At 65.5% G+C, this 16,190-nt stretch carries 24 protein-coding genes; 11 read left to right on the top strand and 13 right to left on the bottom strand.

Annotated features, from left to right (window positions below; translation table 11 throughout):
- Positions 1-2: 2 nt before the first annotated feature.
- The 3 genes from RJ03_RS32225 to RJ03_RS35430 form a co-directional block, all read right to left on the bottom strand.
- Positions 3-941: an NAD-dependent epimerase/dehydratase family protein gene (locus RJ03_RS32225; protein WP_198163724.1), complete on the bottom strand. Its 939-nt coding sequence runs from the start codon at positions 939-941 to the stop codon at positions 3-5.
- A gap of 18 nt (positions 942-959) precedes the next feature.
- Entirely contained in the window at positions 960-2,087 is a 1,128-nt protein-coding gene (locus RJ03_RS32220; protein WP_036510042.1) for a DegT/DnrJ/EryC1/StrS family aminotransferase, read from the bottom strand.
- 192 nt (positions 2,088-2,279) lie between these two features.
- Positions 2,280-2,936 carry a TetR/AcrR family transcriptional regulator gene (locus RJ03_RS35430; RefSeq protein ID WP_083871498.1) on the bottom strand — a complete coding sequence of 219 codons (657 nt, stop codon included), beginning with the start codon at positions 2,934-2,936 and terminating at the stop codon, positions 2,280-2,282.
- A 95-nt stretch (positions 2,937-3,031) separates the two neighbouring features.
- Here RJ03_RS35430 and RJ03_RS32210 point away from each other — a divergent pair, with 95 nt between their 5' ends.
- Positions 3,032-3,544 (top strand): SRPBCC family protein, encoded by a 513-nt coding sequence (locus RJ03_RS32210; protein WP_051025562.1) that lies wholly within the window; start codon positions 3,032-3,034, stop codon positions 3,542-3,544.
- On the opposite strand, the gene RJ03_RS35425 is transcribed toward RJ03_RS32210, so the two are convergent.
- Genes RJ03_RS35425 through RJ03_RS32195 form a run of 3 tightly spaced genes read right to left on the bottom strand, consistent with a single transcriptional unit; the run spans position 3,535 to position 5,168 of the window.
- Positions 3,535-4,305 (bottom strand): GNAT family N-acetyltransferase, encoded by a 771-nt coding sequence (locus RJ03_RS35425; protein ID WP_157163566.1) that lies wholly within the window; start codon positions 4,303-4,305, stop codon positions 3,535-3,537. The two genes, RJ03_RS32210 and RJ03_RS35425, sit on opposite strands and share 10 nt — an antisense overlap.
- Positions 4,298-4,834: an SRPBCC family protein gene (locus RJ03_RS32200; protein WP_036510039.1), complete on the bottom strand. Its 537-nt coding sequence runs from the start codon at positions 4,832-4,834 to the stop codon at positions 4,298-4,300. Before RJ03_RS32200 ends, RJ03_RS35425 begins: the two co-directional genes overlap by 8 nt.
- Positions 4,827-5,168 (bottom strand): ArsR/SmtB family transcription factor, encoded by a 342-nt coding sequence (locus RJ03_RS32195; RefSeq protein ID WP_198163723.1) that lies wholly within the window; start codon positions 5,166-5,168, stop codon positions 4,827-4,829. Before RJ03_RS32195 ends, RJ03_RS32200 begins: the two co-directional genes overlap by 8 nt.
- Before the next feature lie 88 nt (positions 5,169-5,256).
- On the opposite strand from RJ03_RS32195, the gene RJ03_RS32190 reads away from it, so the two are divergent.
- Positions 5,257-5,751, top strand: coding sequence for an SRPBCC family protein (locus RJ03_RS32190; protein ID WP_036510032.1), 495 nt, complete (start codon positions 5,257-5,259; stop codon positions 5,749-5,751).
- 281 nt (positions 5,752-6,032) lie between these two features.
- On the opposite strand, the gene RJ03_RS37595 is transcribed toward RJ03_RS32190, so the two are convergent.
- Together RJ03_RS37595 and RJ03_RS32175 are read right to left on the bottom strand one after the other, a co-directional pair.
- A complete protein-coding gene (locus RJ03_RS37595; protein WP_157121500.1) occupies positions 6,033-6,299 on the bottom strand; it encodes a hypothetical protein in 267 nt (88 codons plus the stop codon).
- 361 nt (positions 6,300-6,660) lie between these two features.
- On the bottom strand, positions 6,661-7,044 hold the full coding sequence (locus tag RJ03_RS32175; RefSeq protein WP_036510026.1) for an Rv0313 family protein: 384 nt from the start codon (positions 7,042-7,044) through the stop codon (positions 6,661-6,663).
- A gap of 227 nt (positions 7,045-7,271) precedes the next feature.
- On the opposite strand from RJ03_RS32175, the gene RJ03_RS32170 reads away from it, so the two are divergent.
- The 4 genes from RJ03_RS32170 to RJ03_RS32155 all read left to right on the top strand — a co-directional run bounded on the left by RJ03_RS32170 (position 7,272) and on the right by RJ03_RS32155 (position 11,218).
- Positions 7,272-8,594 carry an ABC transporter substrate-binding protein gene (locus tag RJ03_RS32170; RefSeq protein WP_036510022.1) on the top strand — a complete coding sequence of 441 codons (1,323 nt, stop codon included), beginning with the start codon at positions 7,272-7,274 and terminating at the stop codon, positions 8,592-8,594.
- A gap of 125 nt (positions 8,595-8,719) precedes the next feature.
- Positions 8,720-9,574, top strand: coding sequence for a carbohydrate ABC transporter permease (locus RJ03_RS32165; RefSeq protein ID WP_051025559.1), 855 nt, complete (start codon positions 8,720-8,722; stop codon positions 9,572-9,574).
- A 51-nt stretch (positions 9,575-9,625) separates the two neighbouring features.
- The gene (locus RJ03_RS32160) at positions 9,626-10,426 is read left to right on the top strand and encodes a carbohydrate ABC transporter permease (RefSeq protein ID WP_051025558.1); all 801 of its coding nucleotides are present in this window, start codon (positions 9,626-9,628) and stop codon (positions 10,424-10,426) included.
- 183 nt (positions 10,427-10,609) lie between these two features.
- Positions 10,610-11,218, top strand: coding sequence for a maleylpyruvate isomerase family mycothiol-dependent enzyme (locus tag RJ03_RS32155; protein ID WP_218001048.1), 609 nt, complete (start codon positions 10,610-10,612; stop codon positions 11,216-11,218).
- 25 nt (positions 11,219-11,243) lie between these two features.
- On the opposite strand, the gene RJ03_RS32150 is transcribed toward RJ03_RS32155, so the two are convergent.
- Together RJ03_RS32150 and RJ03_RS37590 are read right to left on the bottom strand one after the other, a co-directional pair.
- The gene (locus RJ03_RS32150; RefSeq protein ID WP_036510006.1) at positions 11,244-11,777 is read right to left on the bottom strand and encodes a hypothetical protein; all 534 of its coding nucleotides are present in this window, start codon (positions 11,775-11,777) and stop codon (positions 11,244-11,246) included.
- Positions 11,778-11,781: 4 nt separating this feature from the next.
- Entirely contained in the window at positions 11,782-11,955 is a 174-nt protein-coding gene (locus tag RJ03_RS37590) for a hypothetical protein (protein WP_157121498.1), read from the bottom strand.
- Positions 11,956-12,186: 231 nt separating this feature from the next.
- Between RJ03_RS37590 and RJ03_RS32145 the strand changes: the two genes are divergently transcribed.
- The 3 genes from RJ03_RS32145 (at position 12,187) to RJ03_RS32135 (ending at position 13,256) form a co-directional block, all read left to right on the top strand.
- The gene (locus RJ03_RS32145; protein WP_036510003.1) at positions 12,187-12,366 is read left to right on the top strand and encodes a hypothetical protein; all 180 of its coding nucleotides are present in this window, start codon (positions 12,187-12,189) and stop codon (positions 12,364-12,366) included.
- A 223-nt stretch (positions 12,367-12,589) separates the two neighbouring features.
- Positions 12,590-12,844: a type II toxin-antitoxin system Phd/YefM family antitoxin gene (locus RJ03_RS32140; RefSeq protein ID WP_036510000.1), complete on the top strand. Its 255-nt coding sequence runs from the start codon at positions 12,590-12,592 to the stop codon at positions 12,842-12,844.
- Between the two features lie 46 nt (positions 12,845-12,890).
- Entirely contained in the window at positions 12,891-13,256 is a 366-nt protein-coding gene (locus tag RJ03_RS32135; protein ID WP_232329136.1) for a PIN domain-containing protein, read from the top strand.
- 287 nt (positions 13,257-13,543) lie between these two features.
- Here RJ03_RS32135 and RJ03_RS37915 read toward each other — a convergent pair whose 3' ends face one another.
- Complete coding sequence (locus tag RJ03_RS37915) at positions 13,544-13,717, bottom strand: hypothetical protein (protein ID WP_167332038.1); 174 nt, start codon at positions 13,715-13,717, stop codon at positions 13,544-13,546.
- Between the two features lie 19 nt (positions 13,718-13,736).
- Between RJ03_RS37915 and RJ03_RS32130 the strand changes: the two genes are divergently transcribed.
- Positions 13,737-14,390, top strand: coding sequence for a hypothetical protein (locus tag RJ03_RS32130; RefSeq protein WP_036509997.1), 654 nt, complete (start codon positions 13,737-13,739; stop codon positions 14,388-14,390).
- 24 nt (positions 14,391-14,414) lie between these two features.
- Here RJ03_RS32130 and mddA read toward each other — a convergent pair whose 3' ends face one another.
- Both mddA and RJ03_RS32120 read right to left on the bottom strand, forming a co-directional pair.
- A complete protein-coding gene (mddA, locus tag RJ03_RS32125; RefSeq protein WP_373281743.1) occupies positions 14,415-15,221 on the bottom strand; it encodes a methanethiol S-methyltransferase in 807 nt (268 codons plus the stop codon).
- A 26-nt stretch (positions 15,222-15,247) separates the two neighbouring features.
- On the bottom strand, positions 15,248-15,502 hold the full coding sequence (locus RJ03_RS32120; protein ID WP_036509994.1) for a nickel-binding protein: 255 nt from the start codon (positions 15,500-15,502) through the stop codon (positions 15,248-15,250).
- 324 nt (positions 15,503-15,826) lie between these two features.
- On the opposite strand from RJ03_RS32120, the gene RJ03_RS32115 reads away from it, so the two are divergent.
- Complete coding sequence (locus tag RJ03_RS32115; protein ID WP_036509991.1) at positions 15,827-16,120, top strand: hypothetical protein; 294 nt, start codon at positions 15,827-15,829, stop codon at positions 16,118-16,120.
- Positions 16,121-16,190: the final 70 nt, after the last annotated feature.

Below are 16,190 nucleotides of genomic sequence, written 5' to 3'. Positions count from 1 at the left end.
GGCTACCCGTTTCCGTGTGCGGCTGCCGTGTCGGGATGCTCCGCCAGATACCACTCGACGTACCGGCGGACACCGTCCTGGAACGAGGTCGTGGGCCGCCATCCGACCAGTGTCCGCGCCAGTGCGTTCGACACGTCGATGCCCCGGAAGTCGCCGGGCCGCGCCGGAACGTGTTCGATCGTGGTGCCGGGGAAACGCGCTTGGACCGCCTCCGCCATGTCGAGGACACTCACGCGCTCGTTTCCTTCCAGCGCTATCACCTGGTTTTCGGCAGCGTCGTCGAGCACCAGCGCATGCGCGTCGGCGAGATCCTCGACGAATACGTAGTTGCGGAACTGTTTACCGTCCCCGGCGATGGTCAGGGGTTCCCCCGCGAGGGCTCTGCGGACGAATCGGGCCAGTACGAGTTCGTCTCGCATGCCGGGCCCGTACGGCACGCCGTAGCGCAGGATCGTGAACGGCACCTCGTAGGTCTCGGCGTAGCTGTGGATCAGGGTTTCCGCCGCGATCTTGGTCGAGGTGTAGATGTGGCCGGCCTTGGCCGGCGCCATCGGCGCCGCCTCCGTCAGCGGCTCGGTCCCGCCGGAGATGTCGTAGGCGGCGCCGTACACCCAGACCGTGCTCGCGAACACCATTCGGCGCAGGCCGTGGACCCGCACCGCTTCCAGAACATGGGCGGTGCCGTCCACGTTCAACCGGACCGTGCGCAGCGGATCATGTTGCGCGACATCGACATTCGACATCCCGGCCAAGTGGAAGATCACCTCGAGATCCGACGACGCGTCGAGGACGGCAGCCGAGTCGAGGACGTCCAGCCGGCGGAACTGCGCACGGGGGTCCGGTCTCGACGGGGCCACCGTATCCAGGGCGTACACGGTGTGCCCGGACTCGGCGAGCCGGCGAATCACATGGGCTCCGATGAAGCCGGAGCCGCCTGTCACTCCGATCCGCATAAGTGTTCAGCCTCCCGTCAGCGTGTCTCGGACCTCGCGCAGCGCCGCCAGCACGTGGTCGACCTCGGCATCGGTCATGTCCGAATGCAGCGGCAGGCAGAGGTGGCGGGCACAGATGTCGTCGGCGACCTCGAGCCGGCGGCGGGCGTAGCGCTCGAACACCGGTTGCCGGTGCAGCGGCGCCTCGTACACCTCACCGCTCAACGACACCTCGAAGCGCTCCTTGACCGCCTTCTTGAACTGCGCCCGGTCGATGTCGTCGGTGGGCAGCACGATGTATTTGTAATAGTTGCTGCGCCCTTCGGGGCCGACGACGAGCCGCTCGAATCCGTCCATGGCGTCGATTGCCGCGTCGTAGCGTCGCGCCGCGGCGTGGCGTACCCGGAGAAAGTCGGGGAGGTGACGCAGGTGGACCAGACCGACCGCGGCGTGGAGCTCGCTCATCCGCCAGGCATAGCCCTCGCGGATGTGGACGTTGCCGAGAAAGCCGGCCTTCCCCTGATCGCGGTGGATCACCGCTTCGTCGCGGATTCGCTCGTCCCCGGTCACGATCATGCCGCCCTCACCGCTGGTGAGCACCTTGGTCGGATAGAACGAGAACGCGCCCGCCACTCCGAACGAACCGGCGAACCGGCCGCCATAGCCGCAGCCGTGCGCATGCGCCGCATCCTCGACCAGGGCGATCCCGCGTTCGTCACACAGCGCCCGCAGTGCCGCCGCATCGGGCGAGACCAGTCCACCGATATGGACGAGCACGACGGCCGCGGTGTCGGGGCTCAGGGCGGCCGCCACGGTCTCGGGCGACAGTGCGAACGTATCGCGGTCGACATCGGCGAAGACCGGGTTGCCACCGGCGCGCAGCACCGAAAATCCCGTGGCCGCGAAAGTATTCGCCGGCACGACGACGTCGCGCCCGGCCACATCGATACTGCGCAGGATGATCTCCAGCGCGGCGGTTCCGCTGCTCACGGCCACGGCGTAGGGCGCACCGTGCGCAGCGGCGAAATCGGCTTCGAACTCTCTCGTATTGGGCCCGAGGGTCAGTGCGCCGGTGCTCAGCGCCGTGGAGACGCGGCGGGCGATTTCGTCTCGGTCATCGTCGGTGAACAGGATTCGCGCGGCCGGTATCTGCATGCGAGCCTTTCCTCGTCAGCGAAATATCCGTCGTCGGCACGGCCGGACTCCGGCCGCGGCACCACACATATCGACCAACCAGTACGCCATCCTACATGGACAGCGCCTCTACCAGCGATTATTCGAGTGTTTCGGCCGCGGCGGCGCCGGTCGCCGGAGCGACTTCGCGAGTCGGCCCACCTGTGCCACATGTCATCGACGGCGATCGTGTGCCCCATGTCCACCCGCGCGGCGGCAGATCAGGCCCTGTAGTTGGATGGCAAGCAATTCACGGATCGCACCGGTGGTCTCGACGGGGAACGCCGGCTGGTTCGACCATGCCGATACCGCCGTGACAACGGCGTGGAATCCCGCGACCAGGTACGCCTGGTCGGGGGCTCGCAGTTCGATGCCGAGGGCTGCGGTGAGGACGCGGGCCAGCTCGTTTCGGTTGTGACGTCCTTGCTCGCGGCACCGCTCGCGTGCCGCTTCCGGCATCGGATACTGCAGCAATTCCGCCGAGGCGGCGATGAGCCGCGCGAGGATCGGACGCTCGGCCAGATCACCGGCGACGATCGCCGCCACCTGATCGACGTCGAGCGGTCCGCGATGCTGTCGCACTGTCGTCTCCAGTTGCGGGGTCCATGTGCGGTACTCCACGTCCATGAGATCGAGCAGCAAGGCTTCGCGAGAGCCGAAGTAGCGCAATACGTTCGAGCTCGCCAAGTTCGCTTCGCGCGAGATCGCCCCCAACGACAGCGATGTCACGTCGACGGTTGCCAGCAGCGCCCGGGTGGCCGCCAAGACAGCATGCACCCGCTCGGCACGCTGCGCAGCGGTACGCGCTCGCTGAAAACTCTCACCTGTCATCGCACCTCTCCCACCCGGACCGAGCACCCGGAATGCACCAATAATAGAACATCCTTCTGTTATATTTCGGTCGGTTGACACGGAGAGGAGCCGGCATGTTCGGCCGAAAGTTCACCTACCAGCTGGATCGTCGCGGGCCCGCCGCACCCGAGGCGATGTTCGACCTGATACGCGACGCCGAGGGCTGGCCCCGATGGGCCGGCCCGCTGATCACCTACGCGACCTGGCGCGACGGAGAAACCGGGGTCGGCGACGACATCGTCGGGCGGGTGCGGCTGATGGGCACACCGCGAGTCCAGACCCCCGAGCAGATCACCGTCGACGATCGCCCCGACGTCCACGCCTACCGAATACTGACCCGCTGGCCGGTCCGTGACTACCACGCCCGGGTCGAGTTCACTCCCCACGACGACGGCACCACGACCGTGCGATGGTCGGGCGAGTTCATCGAACGCATCCCGTGCACCGGATGGCTGTGGAAGCGATTCCTGCTCCGGTTCCTCGGAGATCTGGCCGACAACCTGCTCATCGCGGCAGCCGAACCCTCCCTCGATGATGAACAGCGCGACGCAGGCCCAGGTCCCGGCCGGACCGCCGATCACGCATAGCGCTCGACATATCCGACGGTGACGAAGCCGAGGCGGCGGTAGATCCCTTCACCGTCCGGCGAGGCGGTGAGTACGACCCGGCGAGCACCCGCTTCGAGCGCGAGGATCAGAGCGTGCCGCGTGAGCGCGCTGCCGATGCCCTGTCCACGACGATCGGCTCGGGTCACGATATGTTCGAGCGATGCGCCTGCGGCGCAGCTCACGACTGCGGCACAGCCGAGCACCTCGCCGCCTTCACGCCAGAGCACGTAGCGGGTGGAGCCTCGCTCCACACCTTGGCGCAGGCCGGCCACGAGGGCAGCGGTGTCGGTCGCACCCGACCAGAGCCCCGCCCACTCGGCGAGGCCGCCATCATCGGTCACGGCCTCGATTCGCTCCGGCTCTTCGCGTTCCCCGTGCGTGATTCGGTCCGGATCGGCGAGCATCATCAGCGGTTCGGTTTCGAACAGCGCCAACCCCTTCCGGCGCAGAAGGTGCGGAATCTCCGGCGAATCGACGTCTCGCCAGAAATGCCAGCTCGCGGGCACGCCGTCGACCAGCGTTCGCAACCGCTCGATCTCGTGCGGACTCGCATCGCCCACCCGGAGGACGCCGTTGAGCTCCTCGCTGGGCGCGCCGGTACGAAACCAGCTCGACAGTGTGCCACCGCTCGACCGGTTCGCTCGCACCACATGTGTTGCGACAAAGGTGGTTACGGCCTCGTGGCACAACCGCGGGTGGGTCGTTCGTCGGGTCACGGCCTGGCCGCCGAGATCAGCCACGATCCGACGATTCCGGCGGGAGCAGCGATTCGTATTCCGCGCGAAGGGAATGGAACTTCGGCCAGAAGGCATCGGGTGGAGATGTCGCGAGCCTGGCTTGCAGGATGTCCAGGTGGGTGTGCCAGCCTGCGGCGATATCGAGCATTTCGCCGCGAGCCGGGATCCGGCGGTGGGTGACGGTCAGCCGGACCTTGTCGGCGACCTGCTCGAGCGCGAAGGTCACGTCCGAGTCGGCGAGGCCGCCGCCGGTGCTCCAGGTGTGGCGCAGCCGATGCGGGGGCTGCCATTCGAGCACCTCGCCGTGCCTGCGGTCGGCCACCTCGGCGGGATCACCCTCGCCGGTGAGTTGAACTATCCGGAAGATATGTTCGACCCGGCCGCCGGTGGCCTGTTCGAGCAGGCCGCCGGCCAGCCAGGTCGCGCGCTTGTCGACGTCGGTCAGGTAGGCCCACACCCGTTCGATCGGTCCGGGCAGTAATCGTTCGATGCGAACCGTGCCCGGCTCGACGACCTCGCCGTAGTCACTCATCTCGCGAATCCTCCTGTAGCAGCGCGGCTTCCAGAGCGTCGAGACTCTCACTCCAGAAGCGCTCGTAGAAGTTCACCCAGTCGGCACACTCTCGCAGCGGGCGCGGATCGAGCCGGCACAGATGTGTGCGCCCGCGCACGCTGCGTCGCACCAGCCCGGCCCGCTCGAGCACCTTGATGTGCTTGGACGCGGCCGCGAGTGAGATGTCGAACGGGGCCGCGAGCTCACCCACACTGCACTGACGCCGCGCCAGAGTGCGCAGCATCGAGCGGCGCGTGGAGTCCGACAGCGCATGGAACACCACGTCGAGCTGTTCCGACGAATTCTCAACCACATGGTTGACTATTCCGCCTGCGCACGCCTACTGTCAACCCATCGGTTGAATATCACGACCGATTCATCCACCCTTCAGGGAGAAACCCATGACCGAGCAGAATTTCTCGACGACCTTCGCCGTGGACCGAACCCCCGAAACGTTCTTCGACGCCGTGCTCGACGTGCGCGGCTGGTGGTCGAAAACTCTCACCGGACGCAGCGAAAGGCCCGGAGACATCTTCACGTACGAGGTCCCGGGCGTACATCGCGCCACCATCGAGGTCACCGAGGTCGTTGCTCACGAACGCGTGGTCTGGCGCGTCCTCGATGCCCGGCTCACCCTCGTCGACGACCGAACCGAATGGAACGGCACCACGATTCGTTTCGAGATCAGCCGCCGCACCGACACCACCGAACTCCGCTTCACCCACGTCGGTCTCACCCCGGCCTTCGAATGCTTCGACGCCTGCCGCAAGGGCTGGTCGTTCTACATCGACACGAGCCTGCACGACCTGATCGCCACCGGCACCGGCCAACCCGATGAGGACCCCCAAGCCCTCGCCCTGGCGAACGCGGCGCTGCCACACAAAACCCGAGCGTGACAGTGCGACGTGGACCGCCGAGCACCCGAATTCCGACTACCCGTACTGCCGAAGTGGTTGCGGGTCCAGAAACAATCGTTCATTCGGCAAGCGCGTTTCGGGTAGTGATTCCTCGATCCTGTGCAGAAATACTTCGATCGCACACCACCGCTTTCGACGGCAGTCGTGAACCAGGTTGACCGCCGCCGCGACCGTCGCCCGATAGTCGAAGGCCGTTCGGCCCAACCAGATTCGCACATGCACATCGTCGTGGGACAGCAGCCGAGTGCGCTCGGCGAGGGTCAGCACTGCCGGGCTCCGGTCGAGGCGCCGCCGTCGACGGACCACGCCGCCGCCAACGCGTCTGCCAGCCTCCGCTCGAGCCATTGCTCCTCGGAGTCGTCGGATCGCCGCGCCCGCAGCCCTTCGGCGAGCAATTCGAGGAACCGCCGGCGTTCGACTCCGAAGGTCACGAGGAGATCCCCGGAACTCGCACCGCCGAACGGCGCCCACCGGATGGCGAATTCGACCATCGACTTCGTTTCCGCGCCGATCGACCTGCCGGACACCAGAAACTCCAGCTGACTCAGCGCCGAGCGGACCCAGAACGAATCGTAATCGGCCCTCTGCCGTGATTTCGTCTCGTCCAGCGTCCGCGGTCGTGGCGAGTGCGCCCCTCGTGCACTGCGGATCGCGCCGGAACGACTTCTCTGCCGCTGCTGTGCATTCATGGTGACCCCGAGCGATAGTGTGCGATCTGTTCCCCACAGCCTGCTTCGCCGACACACGATCAGCGACGGGAGATCTACCTATGCCCGTACCTATTTTTCGGCATCCAGGTACCCGGGGAGCTCTCCGGTTGATCGCACAAGTAAGCATTCATCGCGTCCGCACAGTGCGCGAACCGCGACATCTCTCGGGTCAGCGCACTCAGGTCTGGTCGAGCACGCTGGTGGGGACGCCGTAGGGCAGGAAACGCACCTTACGGCGTTCGTCGGTGTTGTCGCGGTGCGCGCGCAACGCCTCGAGCTCGGTCGGGAATACCTGCTCGACCCGGGCCTCGCCGGCGTCGTCGACGCTGTAGACGGCCCAGACGCCGCTGCCGGTCTCCCCGGTCGTCGTATCGTCCGGTTCCGGCGATCGCGTCCGCTCCGGCTGTACGAACTGACCGAACAGTGACGTCAGCGAGTTCACGGTGGTGCGGTCGAGGTATCCGGCGGCCTTTCCGAGCAGGTCGCGCAGCTCGACTTCGGCCTCGCGCAGAGCGCGCTCGAACTCTTCCGGATCGATCCCGAACGGCCCGTTGGTTGCCATCTCGATACTCCCGAAGTCGGCGCTGTGTCTCCAGTATGCCGCGCGCGGACGTCGAGGGGGTGGACCAGTTTTTGTCCAGCAGGTCCCTTATTGCGGCTGGTCCGACTCGGTCAGGAGACAGAGGTGCGTTCGACGGTCTCTCGTGTGTTTTCCGGACGGATAGGCCCCTGCGGTATTACGTTCGTCTGCAAAGAAATTCGCTTGCTGTAACCGAACGGGGGGCGTGGGTGGCATCGTCTCGGAGGTTCGACCGGCGCACACTTCTGCGCGGCGCGGCGGCGGCCGGGGCGGTAGCGGCCGCATCCTCGATGACCGGCTGCGGTAACCACGACGACGATGCGCTCACCTTCTTCTTCCAGGCCAAACCCGATGAGGCGAAGGTCCGGCTGACGATCATCGACGAGTTCCGCAAGCTGCATCCGGACATCAATATCCGGACTCAGATGTCCGGCCCCGATCCGCAGACCCAGATCCTCACCTACTGCGCGGGCGGCAAGTGTCCGGACGTACTGATGTCGTGGGACCTGTCCTATTCCTTCCTCGCCGAACGCGGCATCTTCGAAAACCTCGACACGATCCTCGACAAGGACCCGGCGTATGCGGCCGAGCTGAAGAAGGACAGCTCGACGGCGCTGTACAACACCTTCCGCTACAAGAACGCGCAGCACGCGCTACCGGAGCAGTGGGCCGGAATCTTCCTGTACTACAACAAGAAACTCTTCGCCGACGCCAAGCTCCCACCGCCGCCCGCACGCTGGGAGGACGCCTGGAGTTTCGACGAATTCCTCGACGCGGCACAGGCGCTGACCAAACGCGACAGCTCCGGCGACGTCACCCAGTGGGGATTCGTGGATCCCTGGACCGTCTACTACTCCGCCAGTTGTTTCGGCATGAACAACGGCGTGGAATGGTTCACCCCGTCCATCGACCCGACCCACACCAATATCGACAACGACGCCTTCATCGAGGGCGTCCAGTTCTACACCGACCTGTCCACCCGGCACCGGGTGATGCCGAAAATCGAATTCCAGCAATCGCTTTCGTCATCGGATATGTTCGCCCAGGGCAAGGCTGCGATGGCGTTGTCCGGGCATTGGATGTACAGCGCCTACACCGCTCAGCCAGACCTCGACTTCGACGTCACGGTGTTGCCGGTCGGACCGCGCGGTACCGCCGCTCGCTCCGATATCGGCACCACCGGCCTGTCCATCGCGGCCGACAGCCCGCGCAAGGAACAGGCCTGGGAATTCGTCAAATTCGCCACCGGGCCCGTCGGTCAGGCGGTCATCGCGAAGTCGGGACTGTTCGTCCCCGCATTGAAGTCGGCCCTCGCCTCCGATGGGTTCGCGCAGGCGCACGAGAGAGTGCACAACCTCGAGGTGTTCCACGGCGGCGATCACGCCAACAACCTGCCGGTCACGCCCGCGTGGCCCCGCGTCGACGCGGTCATCGAACAGGGATACGACCACGTGTTCCGCGGCGCCGCCTCCGCGGAGTGGTTCAAGGCGGGCCTCGCCGGACAGATCAACGATCTCTTGGAGGCACAGTGAGCGACAATCGCGCAGCGGCTCGCTGGGCCGACCGAGCGTGGGTGTCCCCCACATCACCGGGCACAGCGAGCGTCGGCACACCACGACGTTCCGCGCTGCGCCGGCGCAAGGCTGCCGCGGGCCGAATGTTCATCGCGCCCAACCTGATCGCGGTGGCGGTGTTCATGGCGTTCCCCCTGGTGTTCACGCTGTACCTGAGTCTGCACCGATGGGATCTGTTCAGTTCGCCGACGTTCATCGGCTTCGACAATTTTCGCCGGCTCTTCGCGCACGACCCGCTGTTCTGGGTGGCCCTGCGCAATACGGTGATCTTCACCGCCGGCACGCTGATCCCGACCATCGTCATCGGTCTCGTCGTCGCGGCGGCCTTGAACCGGAAACTCAGGGGTATCGGGATCTTTCGCAGCATCATGTTCATGCCGCTGGTCGCTTCGACGGTCGCGATGGCGGTGGTGTGGCGGCTCACCTTCAGCACCGATTACGGCGTGCTCAACACCACGCTCGGGTGGATCGGCATCGGACCGGTCCCGTGGCTCACCGACCCCGCGTGGTCGATGTTCTCATTGTGCCTGGTCAGTGTGTGGAAGAGCGTCCCCTTCGCCACCATCGTTCTGCTCGCCGCGATGCAGGGCATCCCGACCGATGTCTACGAGGCCGCCCGGATCGACGGCGCCGGAGCGGTGCGCCGGTTCCGCTCGATCACCGTGCCGCTGATCCGTCCCGCGCTGGTGTTCTCCTTCGTCATCACGTTCATCAACTCGTTCCAGGTGTTCGATCAGGCCTACGTCCTCACCGGCGGCAAGGGCGGTCCCGAAACCGGCACCTATGTGCTCGGAATCATGCTGTACCAGAACGCTTTCTCCTTCGACGACATCGGCTACGCCTGCGCCCTCGCCTGGGTGATCTTCGCGATCCTGCTGGTGCTGACGCTGCTGCAACTGCGACTCACCCGCGGCGACGCCTACGAAAGCGAGGCCTAGGTGGCGACAGCGACCGCGAATCGTGCCGTTCTCCGCCGTACCGGGCGCGGCATGCTGCTGTACCTGGCGCTCGTCGTGATGGCGTGGTGCGCGCTGTTCCCGCTGCTGTGGGCACTGTCGAGTTCGCTGAAGAAGCAGGGCAACATCTCCGACACCAGCATCGTCCCGGCCCACCTGGCATGGTCGAACTACCGCGACATCTTCGACCTGATGCCGTTCGGCCGGATCTTCTTCAACACCGTCCTCTACGCCGGCTGCGTGACCGCGGGCCAGGTGTTCTTCTGTTCACTGGCCGGATATGCCTTCGCCCGCTTGCCGTTCAAGGGCCGCGACGTCTTGTTCGTCGCCTACCTCGCCACCCTGATGGTGCCGACGACCGTCACGGTCATCCCCCAGTTCATCCTCATGCGCACCTTCGGCTGGGTGGACAGTCCCCTGGCCATGATCGTGCCGGGCCTGTTCGGCAGCGCGTTCGGCACCTACCTGATGCGCCAGTTCTTCATCACCCTGCCGGTCGAATTGGAGGAGGCGGCCATCCTCGACGGCTGCTCGGTCTGGCAGACGTACTGGCGGGTGCTGCTGCCACACGCCCGGCCCGCGGTGATGGTACTCGCGGTACTCACCTGGGTGACGGTCTGGAACGATTTCCTGTGGCCCTTGGTCATGATCCAGCGCGACGAAATCTCCACGCTCACATTGGGATTGGTGCGCCTGCAGGGCCAATACGAAACCAACTGGCCGATCCTCATGGCGACGTCCATCCTGATGGTGACCCCGATGCTGGTGATCTACGCGTTCGCACAGAAGTCGTTCGTGCGTGGGATCGCGATGTCGGGGATGGGTGGTCGGTGACGCGGGCTCGGCTGCGTTCCAGGGCGACCGATGAGTTCGCGGGACCGACGTCGTCTGCACTGGGGATCCACGAATGTGGCGCGGCAGTGCCATGGCCCGTGCAGCTACTCATCGGTGTGCCCGGCCGGCTCGAATTGGAGGTTTCCGGTGTCGGATGTCATTTCTCGCGACGCTCTCTGGGCCATGGCCCACGCCGAACGGGCGGCTCTGGCGGACGATCTCGCCGAGCTGGACGACCACCAATGGGCCCGGCAATCGCTGTGCGGTCGCTGGACGGTCGAGGAGGTCGTCGCACACCTGACCGCGGCCGCGAGCACCGGGCGGTTGCGCTGGCTGGTCAGTGTCGTCGGCGCCCGCTTCGACTTCGACGAACACAACGCTCGGCGGCTGGCCGAGCATCGCGGCAGCACCCCAGCCGAGACTTTGGATCGGTTCCGCAGAATCGTCACCAGCACCACTACCCCGTTCGGACACACCGCGGCATGGCTCGGAGAGGTGATCGTCCACGCTCAGGACATCCGACGACCGCTGGGAATACTGCGCGAACCACCTGTCGAGGCCGCCACCGAAGTGGCGAAGTTCTACGCGAGCCGCGACTTCGCGGTGCCCAGCCGCAGCATGATCGACGGACTCCGTCTCGAAGCGACCGACGGCCCGTTCACTGCCGGAACCGGCCCTCTGGTCACCGGAACGACGATCGCGTTGACCATGGCCATGGCCGGCCGCACCGCCTATCTCGATGAGCTGGCCGGGCCAGGCGTGCTCGCGCTGCGCGGACGCGAGGTGCAGTGATCAGGGTGCGATAGGGAGCCCCACCTTATTCCGGTGTGGGAGACGGTTGGCTGCGGGCATAGTTGTGCCAGTAGGCGGCGATCTCTGCGGTCTGCCGCACCACTCGGTCCGGCTCGGGCGGCGCAGGCCAAAATTGCAGGAGGTAACGGTCCAGCAGTGGCTCGTCATCGAGTCTGGTGTCCTTCTGGTGCGCCTGGTCCATACCCTGCGCGCAGTACCGCACCCGGTAGTCGATCTCTTCCAGGTCCAGTTCCCAGCAAGCCTCACCGGCCCACTGCATCAGCCAACTGTGAGCCGACACCGGGCGGAAAGAGACCTCCACGACGTCCTCCCATGCGGGATCGAGCGGTGGAGCTTGGCCGCGCACTTCGGCGGTGAAGCCGACGTTGCCGGTGTGCAGCCCGGTCATCAGCCACAGGGCGCCGGGTATCGCAGCACCGCACAGTCCTGCGCTCTGCCCGGCGAACGCTTCCTGCATGTCCGGGCCGACGCTCTCGGGGTCGCTCTCGACGTAGATCTGGCTGTAGTGAACATGCACCTCGCCATCGAGCCTGCGCACTTGCTCACACGCTCCCCACCGACGAGGACCTGCCGTCGTGCAGCTGCGCTCCGAGCAGCGGGCCGCCGGACGACCGGCGACTGTTCACGCCACCGGGATCGGTGCCGGCCTGCTCGAGCGAGAGAAGACCGGCGGGTGCGCGGAGGCGTTCGCGCAGTCGCATCCAGGAACGAATCATGCACGCAGCGTAGGGAAAACCACTGACATATTCGCTCCCGAACGCTCCCAGGCCTGAGCACTCTCGACCGGCTCACGAAGCGGTCGCGCCGGCGAATGTCCACCGATATTGCTGTGTCGCGACACGGGCCCGCTGTGACGGACCGGCCGACGCCGATGAAGGACCTGGTCCCCCATTGACCACTGTGGCAGCCTTGAAAGTATCCATCCGTCCGGATGCGAAGGACACATCATGTTCACGAATATCATCCAGCCACTTCAGCAACTCGCCGAACAAAACCGCGATGTCATCGGATACGTGGTCATCAATACCGGCAATGCCATACTCGGCGTCGTGCGGTGGGGCTTCGACGCCGCCACGCCCTGGCTCCAACAGTTCTTCTCCGAATATCCGCCCGGCGGAAACTACTGACGAACACTCCGGCTCTTTATCTAAAAGAACGACCCGTTCACCGCCCGGACGACCTCCTGGGGCAGCCGCTGCCGGGCGGCGCTCGCCCGTTGTCGGCCATCGCTTCTCGTCCATGACCAAAAGCGGGGGAACTGCACCACACGGATCCGATCCACGACCTCGTCGTCGTAGGCTCCGAAAACGACGGATAGCATCGCATAGCATGTGTTGCTATAGTGAAGCGATGACCAGGACCATTACCCAAGCCGAACTGCGCAACGGTAGCGCCGGGATCATGGACGCGTTGGAGGCCGGGGACGATTTCGTCATCACCCGCAACGGCCGGCCCGTGGGCGAACTCCGGCCGGTCACCGCGAAGCGGACCGTCACAGCGGCCGTGGCCAAACAACGATTCGCCCGATTCGCCGCGTACGCCGACAGCGCAGCGGAACGAGCACAAGTAGACGCCGAATTCGGCGAAGACCGGCTCGATGACTGAGCCGGACAACAGCTTTCGGCATCAAGCCGGACTGTTGGATACCTGCGTGTGCATCGACTTGCCGCTGATCGACGAGGCCGCGCTACCCATCGAACTTCGCATCAGCACAGTCACACTCGCCGAACTAGGGCTGGGCACAGCCATGGCGGCAACCGCGGAGGAGTTGGCGATTCGCACCGAACGCCTGCTGGAATTCGAGCACACCTTCGACGCACTGCCGTTCTCCTCCACCGCCGCCCGGCGATTCACGTCCATGTCGAAATTGGTTGTCGCAGTGAAACGCAACCCGAAGCCACGCCGAATGGACCTGATGATCGCGGCTATCGCGTCGGCGAACGATCTCCCCCTGTTCACCCGCAACCCGGACGACTTCAAGGGACTCGAGGCATTGCTGACCGTGGTCACCATCTGAACAGCGCGCCACTATTCGGGCATAGGGTCCATGTTTACGCGCTTACTCACGGGTGTGGCTCGGGGGCCACTACCTGGGCACATCACCGCCCGGCTGCGTGGCAGGTGATCGGGTGTCGGTGGTGGAGTTCGGTTCGGTAGTTGTGACTACGTGAAGAGTCCTTCTGCCCATCTATGTTGTGAGAAAGGCGATTTCGTCGAGCTGAGGCCCGACCATACATTTTCTGTGGCGTGATCACCTATGGCGCGGTTGCCAGAACTGTTGGGGTGTGGCCGGATTCGCTCGAATCAGCGCTTACCGTCGCCGATGGATTCGGCTTCATCACCGAGACGGGCGTGTAGCCGATCCCGCACCTGATCCGGAGTATAGGCACGGCGTTTGCGCTCGGAGCGCACGATCACCACTCCGGTCGCCGCGACACCCGCGGCTCCTGCCAAGCCGAGTACTTTCCACCACCGCATACGGCTTAGGCTAGTCGCTGTGCCACGCGAAGCGCCCTCGAGTATCGGTTTGGATGAAGCGGTCGAACTCACGCGGACGGGCGACTTGTGGCTGTTCCGTGGACATTCCGGCGCCGACCGCGCGATCCGCGGGCTGACCAACAGCCCGGTCAACCACGTCGGTATGGCGGTGGTCGTCGACGACCTGCCGGCCCTGATCTGGCATGCCGAGCTCGGCCGCGCGCTGCCCGATGTCTGGTCGGGCAACCACCATCGCGGCGCCCAGCTGCACGACCTGCAGGCCGCGGTCCTGCGCTGGACCAATGACTACGGTCAGCAAGCGTGGCTGCGCCAGCTGGATCGGCCGGTGACACGCGAGATGGAGGACGCGGCGCTGCGGACGGTGGCACGGCTGGACGGCATGCCCTTTCCGTCCACGAGTGCGCTGGCGGGCAGGTGGTTTCGGGGCCGGATACCGCTGCCGAAGCGTTCGAAGACCCGCGAAACCGAGGCCGGTCTGGAGAACGCCTACTGCGCGGAAATCGTCGCCATGACCTACCAGGCAATGGGATTGCTGCCGGAGAAGCGCCCGAATTGGTATGACCCGGGCAGATTTTGGAGTGGCGACAATCTGCATCTGTCCGCCGACTATCACCTCGGCGGCGAAATCGCGGTCAACGTCTTCGGGCGCTGACGCGCCGAAATACCCGCCGCGTCGTCACAGATCGACCGGATGCGCGCGACTCCCGTGATGCGGATGCGGGACGAGCATCGGGACCTGGCGGCGGTAGTTGCGGTAGCGATCACCGAACACACCGACCAGGTCGTGCTCCTCGAAGCGGATGGCGACAAGGATGTAGCCGGTGGTGACGGCCGCGAACAGCAGCCGACCGGCGGTCATCGTCGGAGCCGCCCAGAACGCGATCACGAAGCCCAGGTAGAGCGGGTGCCGGACCGTGCGGTACAGGGTGGGGGTGCGGAAATCCGGTTCGGCGTCGGGCTGCGCGCGCAGATGGCGAAGGACCTGCCGCACGCCGAAGAGCTCGAGGTGATCGATGGCGAAGGTCGCGATCAGCACCAGAGCCCACCCCGCCAGCGAGACCGCGTACAGCACGATGCGGGCCGGGGTGGCCGACACGTGCCAGACCTCCGCCGGCAGCGGACGCCACTGCCACATGATCAACGCCAGCGCCGCGGTGGCGGCCAGAACGTAGGTCGAGCGTTCGATCGGTTCCGGGACAACACGGGTCCACACCCGTTTGAACGCGGGCCGGGCCATCGCCGAATGCTGCACCGCGAAGATCGACAGCAGGATCAGGTCGATCACGATCGCCACCGCGGTCGACGCCGCGGGGCCCTCGTTGATGTCGCGCGGTACGACCAGGCCCTCGACCCAGCCGATCGCGTAGAGGAAGACGACGAGGAAAAGCAGGTAGGCGACCAGTCCGTACGCCGCCATCAGCATGGCGGCCGTAGCCGGCCGATCGCGCCGAGTCCCCGGGGAACCGGGCGGGGTGGTGGACATCGGTACCTCGTTTCGAGCGGCGATTATCAGGTGCCCTCGACCACCGGGTAGATCCTGTCGGGCACGAGGCCGTGCGCCTCGCGGTGCACGGTGATTGCGGTGTCCGCGTCCGGTGCGTCGACCAGGCAGAAGGCCGTGTGGCTCGATTCGTCGACCCAGTAGCGCTGGTACGTCACGCCGTAGTCTCCCTGGATCGCCTGGTCGGCGGCATGCGCGGCGGCCACGTCCTGCGCCGTCGTGCCTTCGGGCAAATGTTCGTGCACGTCGATGAAGAGGGCCATCACGATTCCTTGGTCGGGTGGGCGATGTGAGCCGCGGCCGGCGACATATGCTCCATCGGGTAACGCAGCCCATGCGTAGATTACGCCGCAGGACCCCCTTCTACCAGGGCGAGACACGCGATTCGAGAGCCTGGACATTTGATCGTTCAATAATCGAGAAAATGCAAGATCAAATGTTGTTACCTCAGCAAAATGCGCAGTTCGCCAGTTGTTAACAGTGACCATTCACACAGTAACGAAAGTGGCCTCACAGATTTCTCTTTCATATATTTGGTGGCACGCCGTGATGGCGTCGTTATCCATCTGTGAAAGGAACTCCTGTACATGGTCTCCCGCAAGATCTTCGCTGCCGCCACCCTCTCCGCCGCCGCCCTGTTCCTCGGCCCGGTAGCCATGGCCTCCGCGGCCGGCCCGTCCGCCGACTCGGCCACTCCCGGCCCCGCCCAGCTGAGCTCGGGATCAGCCGACTCCGGCTCATCCTCCGGTTCCGCATCGTCGGGTTCGGCCACGCTCGACTCCGGTAGCTCCGCCCTCGATGAGGGCACCTCCACGATCGACAACATCATCACGGCGATCACCGGCATCAGGGACCTCTCCCAGCCCAAGTCGGCCTCCTGATCCCGCGTCGGTGGACATCTGCTTCGCTCTTGCCGACCCGCGGATCCGCCATCGTTTACGCCACCCCGTC

The sequence above is a fragment of the Nocardia aobensis NBRC 100429 genome, from assembly GCF_000308375.1.
In the GTDB taxonomy this organism is placed as follows: Bacteria; Actinomycetota; Actinomycetes; order Mycobacteriales; family Mycobacteriaceae; genus Nocardia; species Nocardia aobensis.
This window is presented reverse-complemented; position numbering and strand designations above follow the sequence as displayed.

Excerpts from the sequence above, each read along its gene's own strand:
- RJ03_RS32220 (WP_036510042.1), bottom strand. The coding sequence starts at position 2,087 with ATGCAGATACCGGCCGCGCGAATCCTGTTCACCGACGATGACCGAGAC.
- RJ03_RS35430 (WP_083871498.1), bottom strand. The coding sequence starts at position 2,936 with ATGACAGGTGAGAGTTTTCAGCGAGCGCGTACCGCTGCGCAGCGTGCC.
- RJ03_RS32210 (WP_051025562.1), top strand. The coding sequence starts at position 3,032 with ATGTTCGGCCGAAAGTTCACCTACCAGCTGGATCGTCGCGGGCCCGCC.
- RJ03_RS32200 (WP_036510039.1), bottom strand. The coding sequence starts at position 4,834 with ATGAGTGACTACGGCGAGGTCGTCGAGCCGGGCACGGTTCGCATCGAA.
- RJ03_RS32190 (WP_036510032.1), top strand. The coding sequence starts at position 5,257 with ATGACCGAGCAGAATTTCTCGACGACCTTCGCCGTGGACCGAACCCCC.
- RJ03_RS32175 (WP_036510026.1), bottom strand. The coding sequence starts at position 7,044 with ATGGCAACCAACGGGCCGTTCGGGATCGATCCGGAAGAGTTCGAGCGC.
- RJ03_RS32165 (WP_051025559.1), top strand. The coding sequence starts at position 8,720 with ATGTTCATCGCGCCCAACCTGATCGCGGTGGCGGTGTTCATGGCGTTC.
- RJ03_RS32160 (WP_051025558.1), top strand. The coding sequence starts at position 9,626 with ATGCTGCTGTACCTGGCGCTCGTCGTGATGGCGTGGTGCGCGCTGTTC.
- RJ03_RS32155 (WP_218001048.1), top strand. The coding sequence starts at position 10,610 with ATGGCCCACGCCGAACGGGCGGCTCTGGCGGACGATCTCGCCGAGCTG.
- RJ03_RS37590 (WP_157121498.1), bottom strand. The coding sequence starts at position 11,955 with ATGATTCGTTCCTGGATGCGACTGCGCGAACGCCTCCGCGCACCCGCC.
- RJ03_RS32145 (WP_036510003.1), top strand. The coding sequence starts at position 12,187 with ATGTTCACGAATATCATCCAGCCACTTCAGCAACTCGCCGAACAAAAC.
- RJ03_RS32140 (WP_036510000.1), top strand. The coding sequence starts at position 12,590 with ATGACCAGGACCATTACCCAAGCCGAACTGCGCAACGGTAGCGCCGGG.
- RJ03_RS37915 (WP_167332038.1), bottom strand. The coding sequence starts at position 13,717 with ATGCGGTGGTGGAAAGTACTCGGCTTGGCAGGAGCCGCGGGTGTCGCG.
- mddA (WP_373281743.1), bottom strand. The coding sequence starts at position 15,221 with ATGTCCACCACCCCGCCCGGTTCCCCGGGGACTCGGCGCGATCGGCCG.
- RJ03_RS32120 (WP_036509994.1), bottom strand. The coding sequence starts at position 15,502 with ATGGCCCTCTTCATCGACGTGCACGAACATTTGCCCGAAGGCACGACG.
- RJ03_RS32115 (WP_036509991.1), top strand. The coding sequence starts at position 15,827 with ATGGTCTCCCGCAAGATCTTCGCTGCCGCCACCCTCTCCGCCGCCGCC.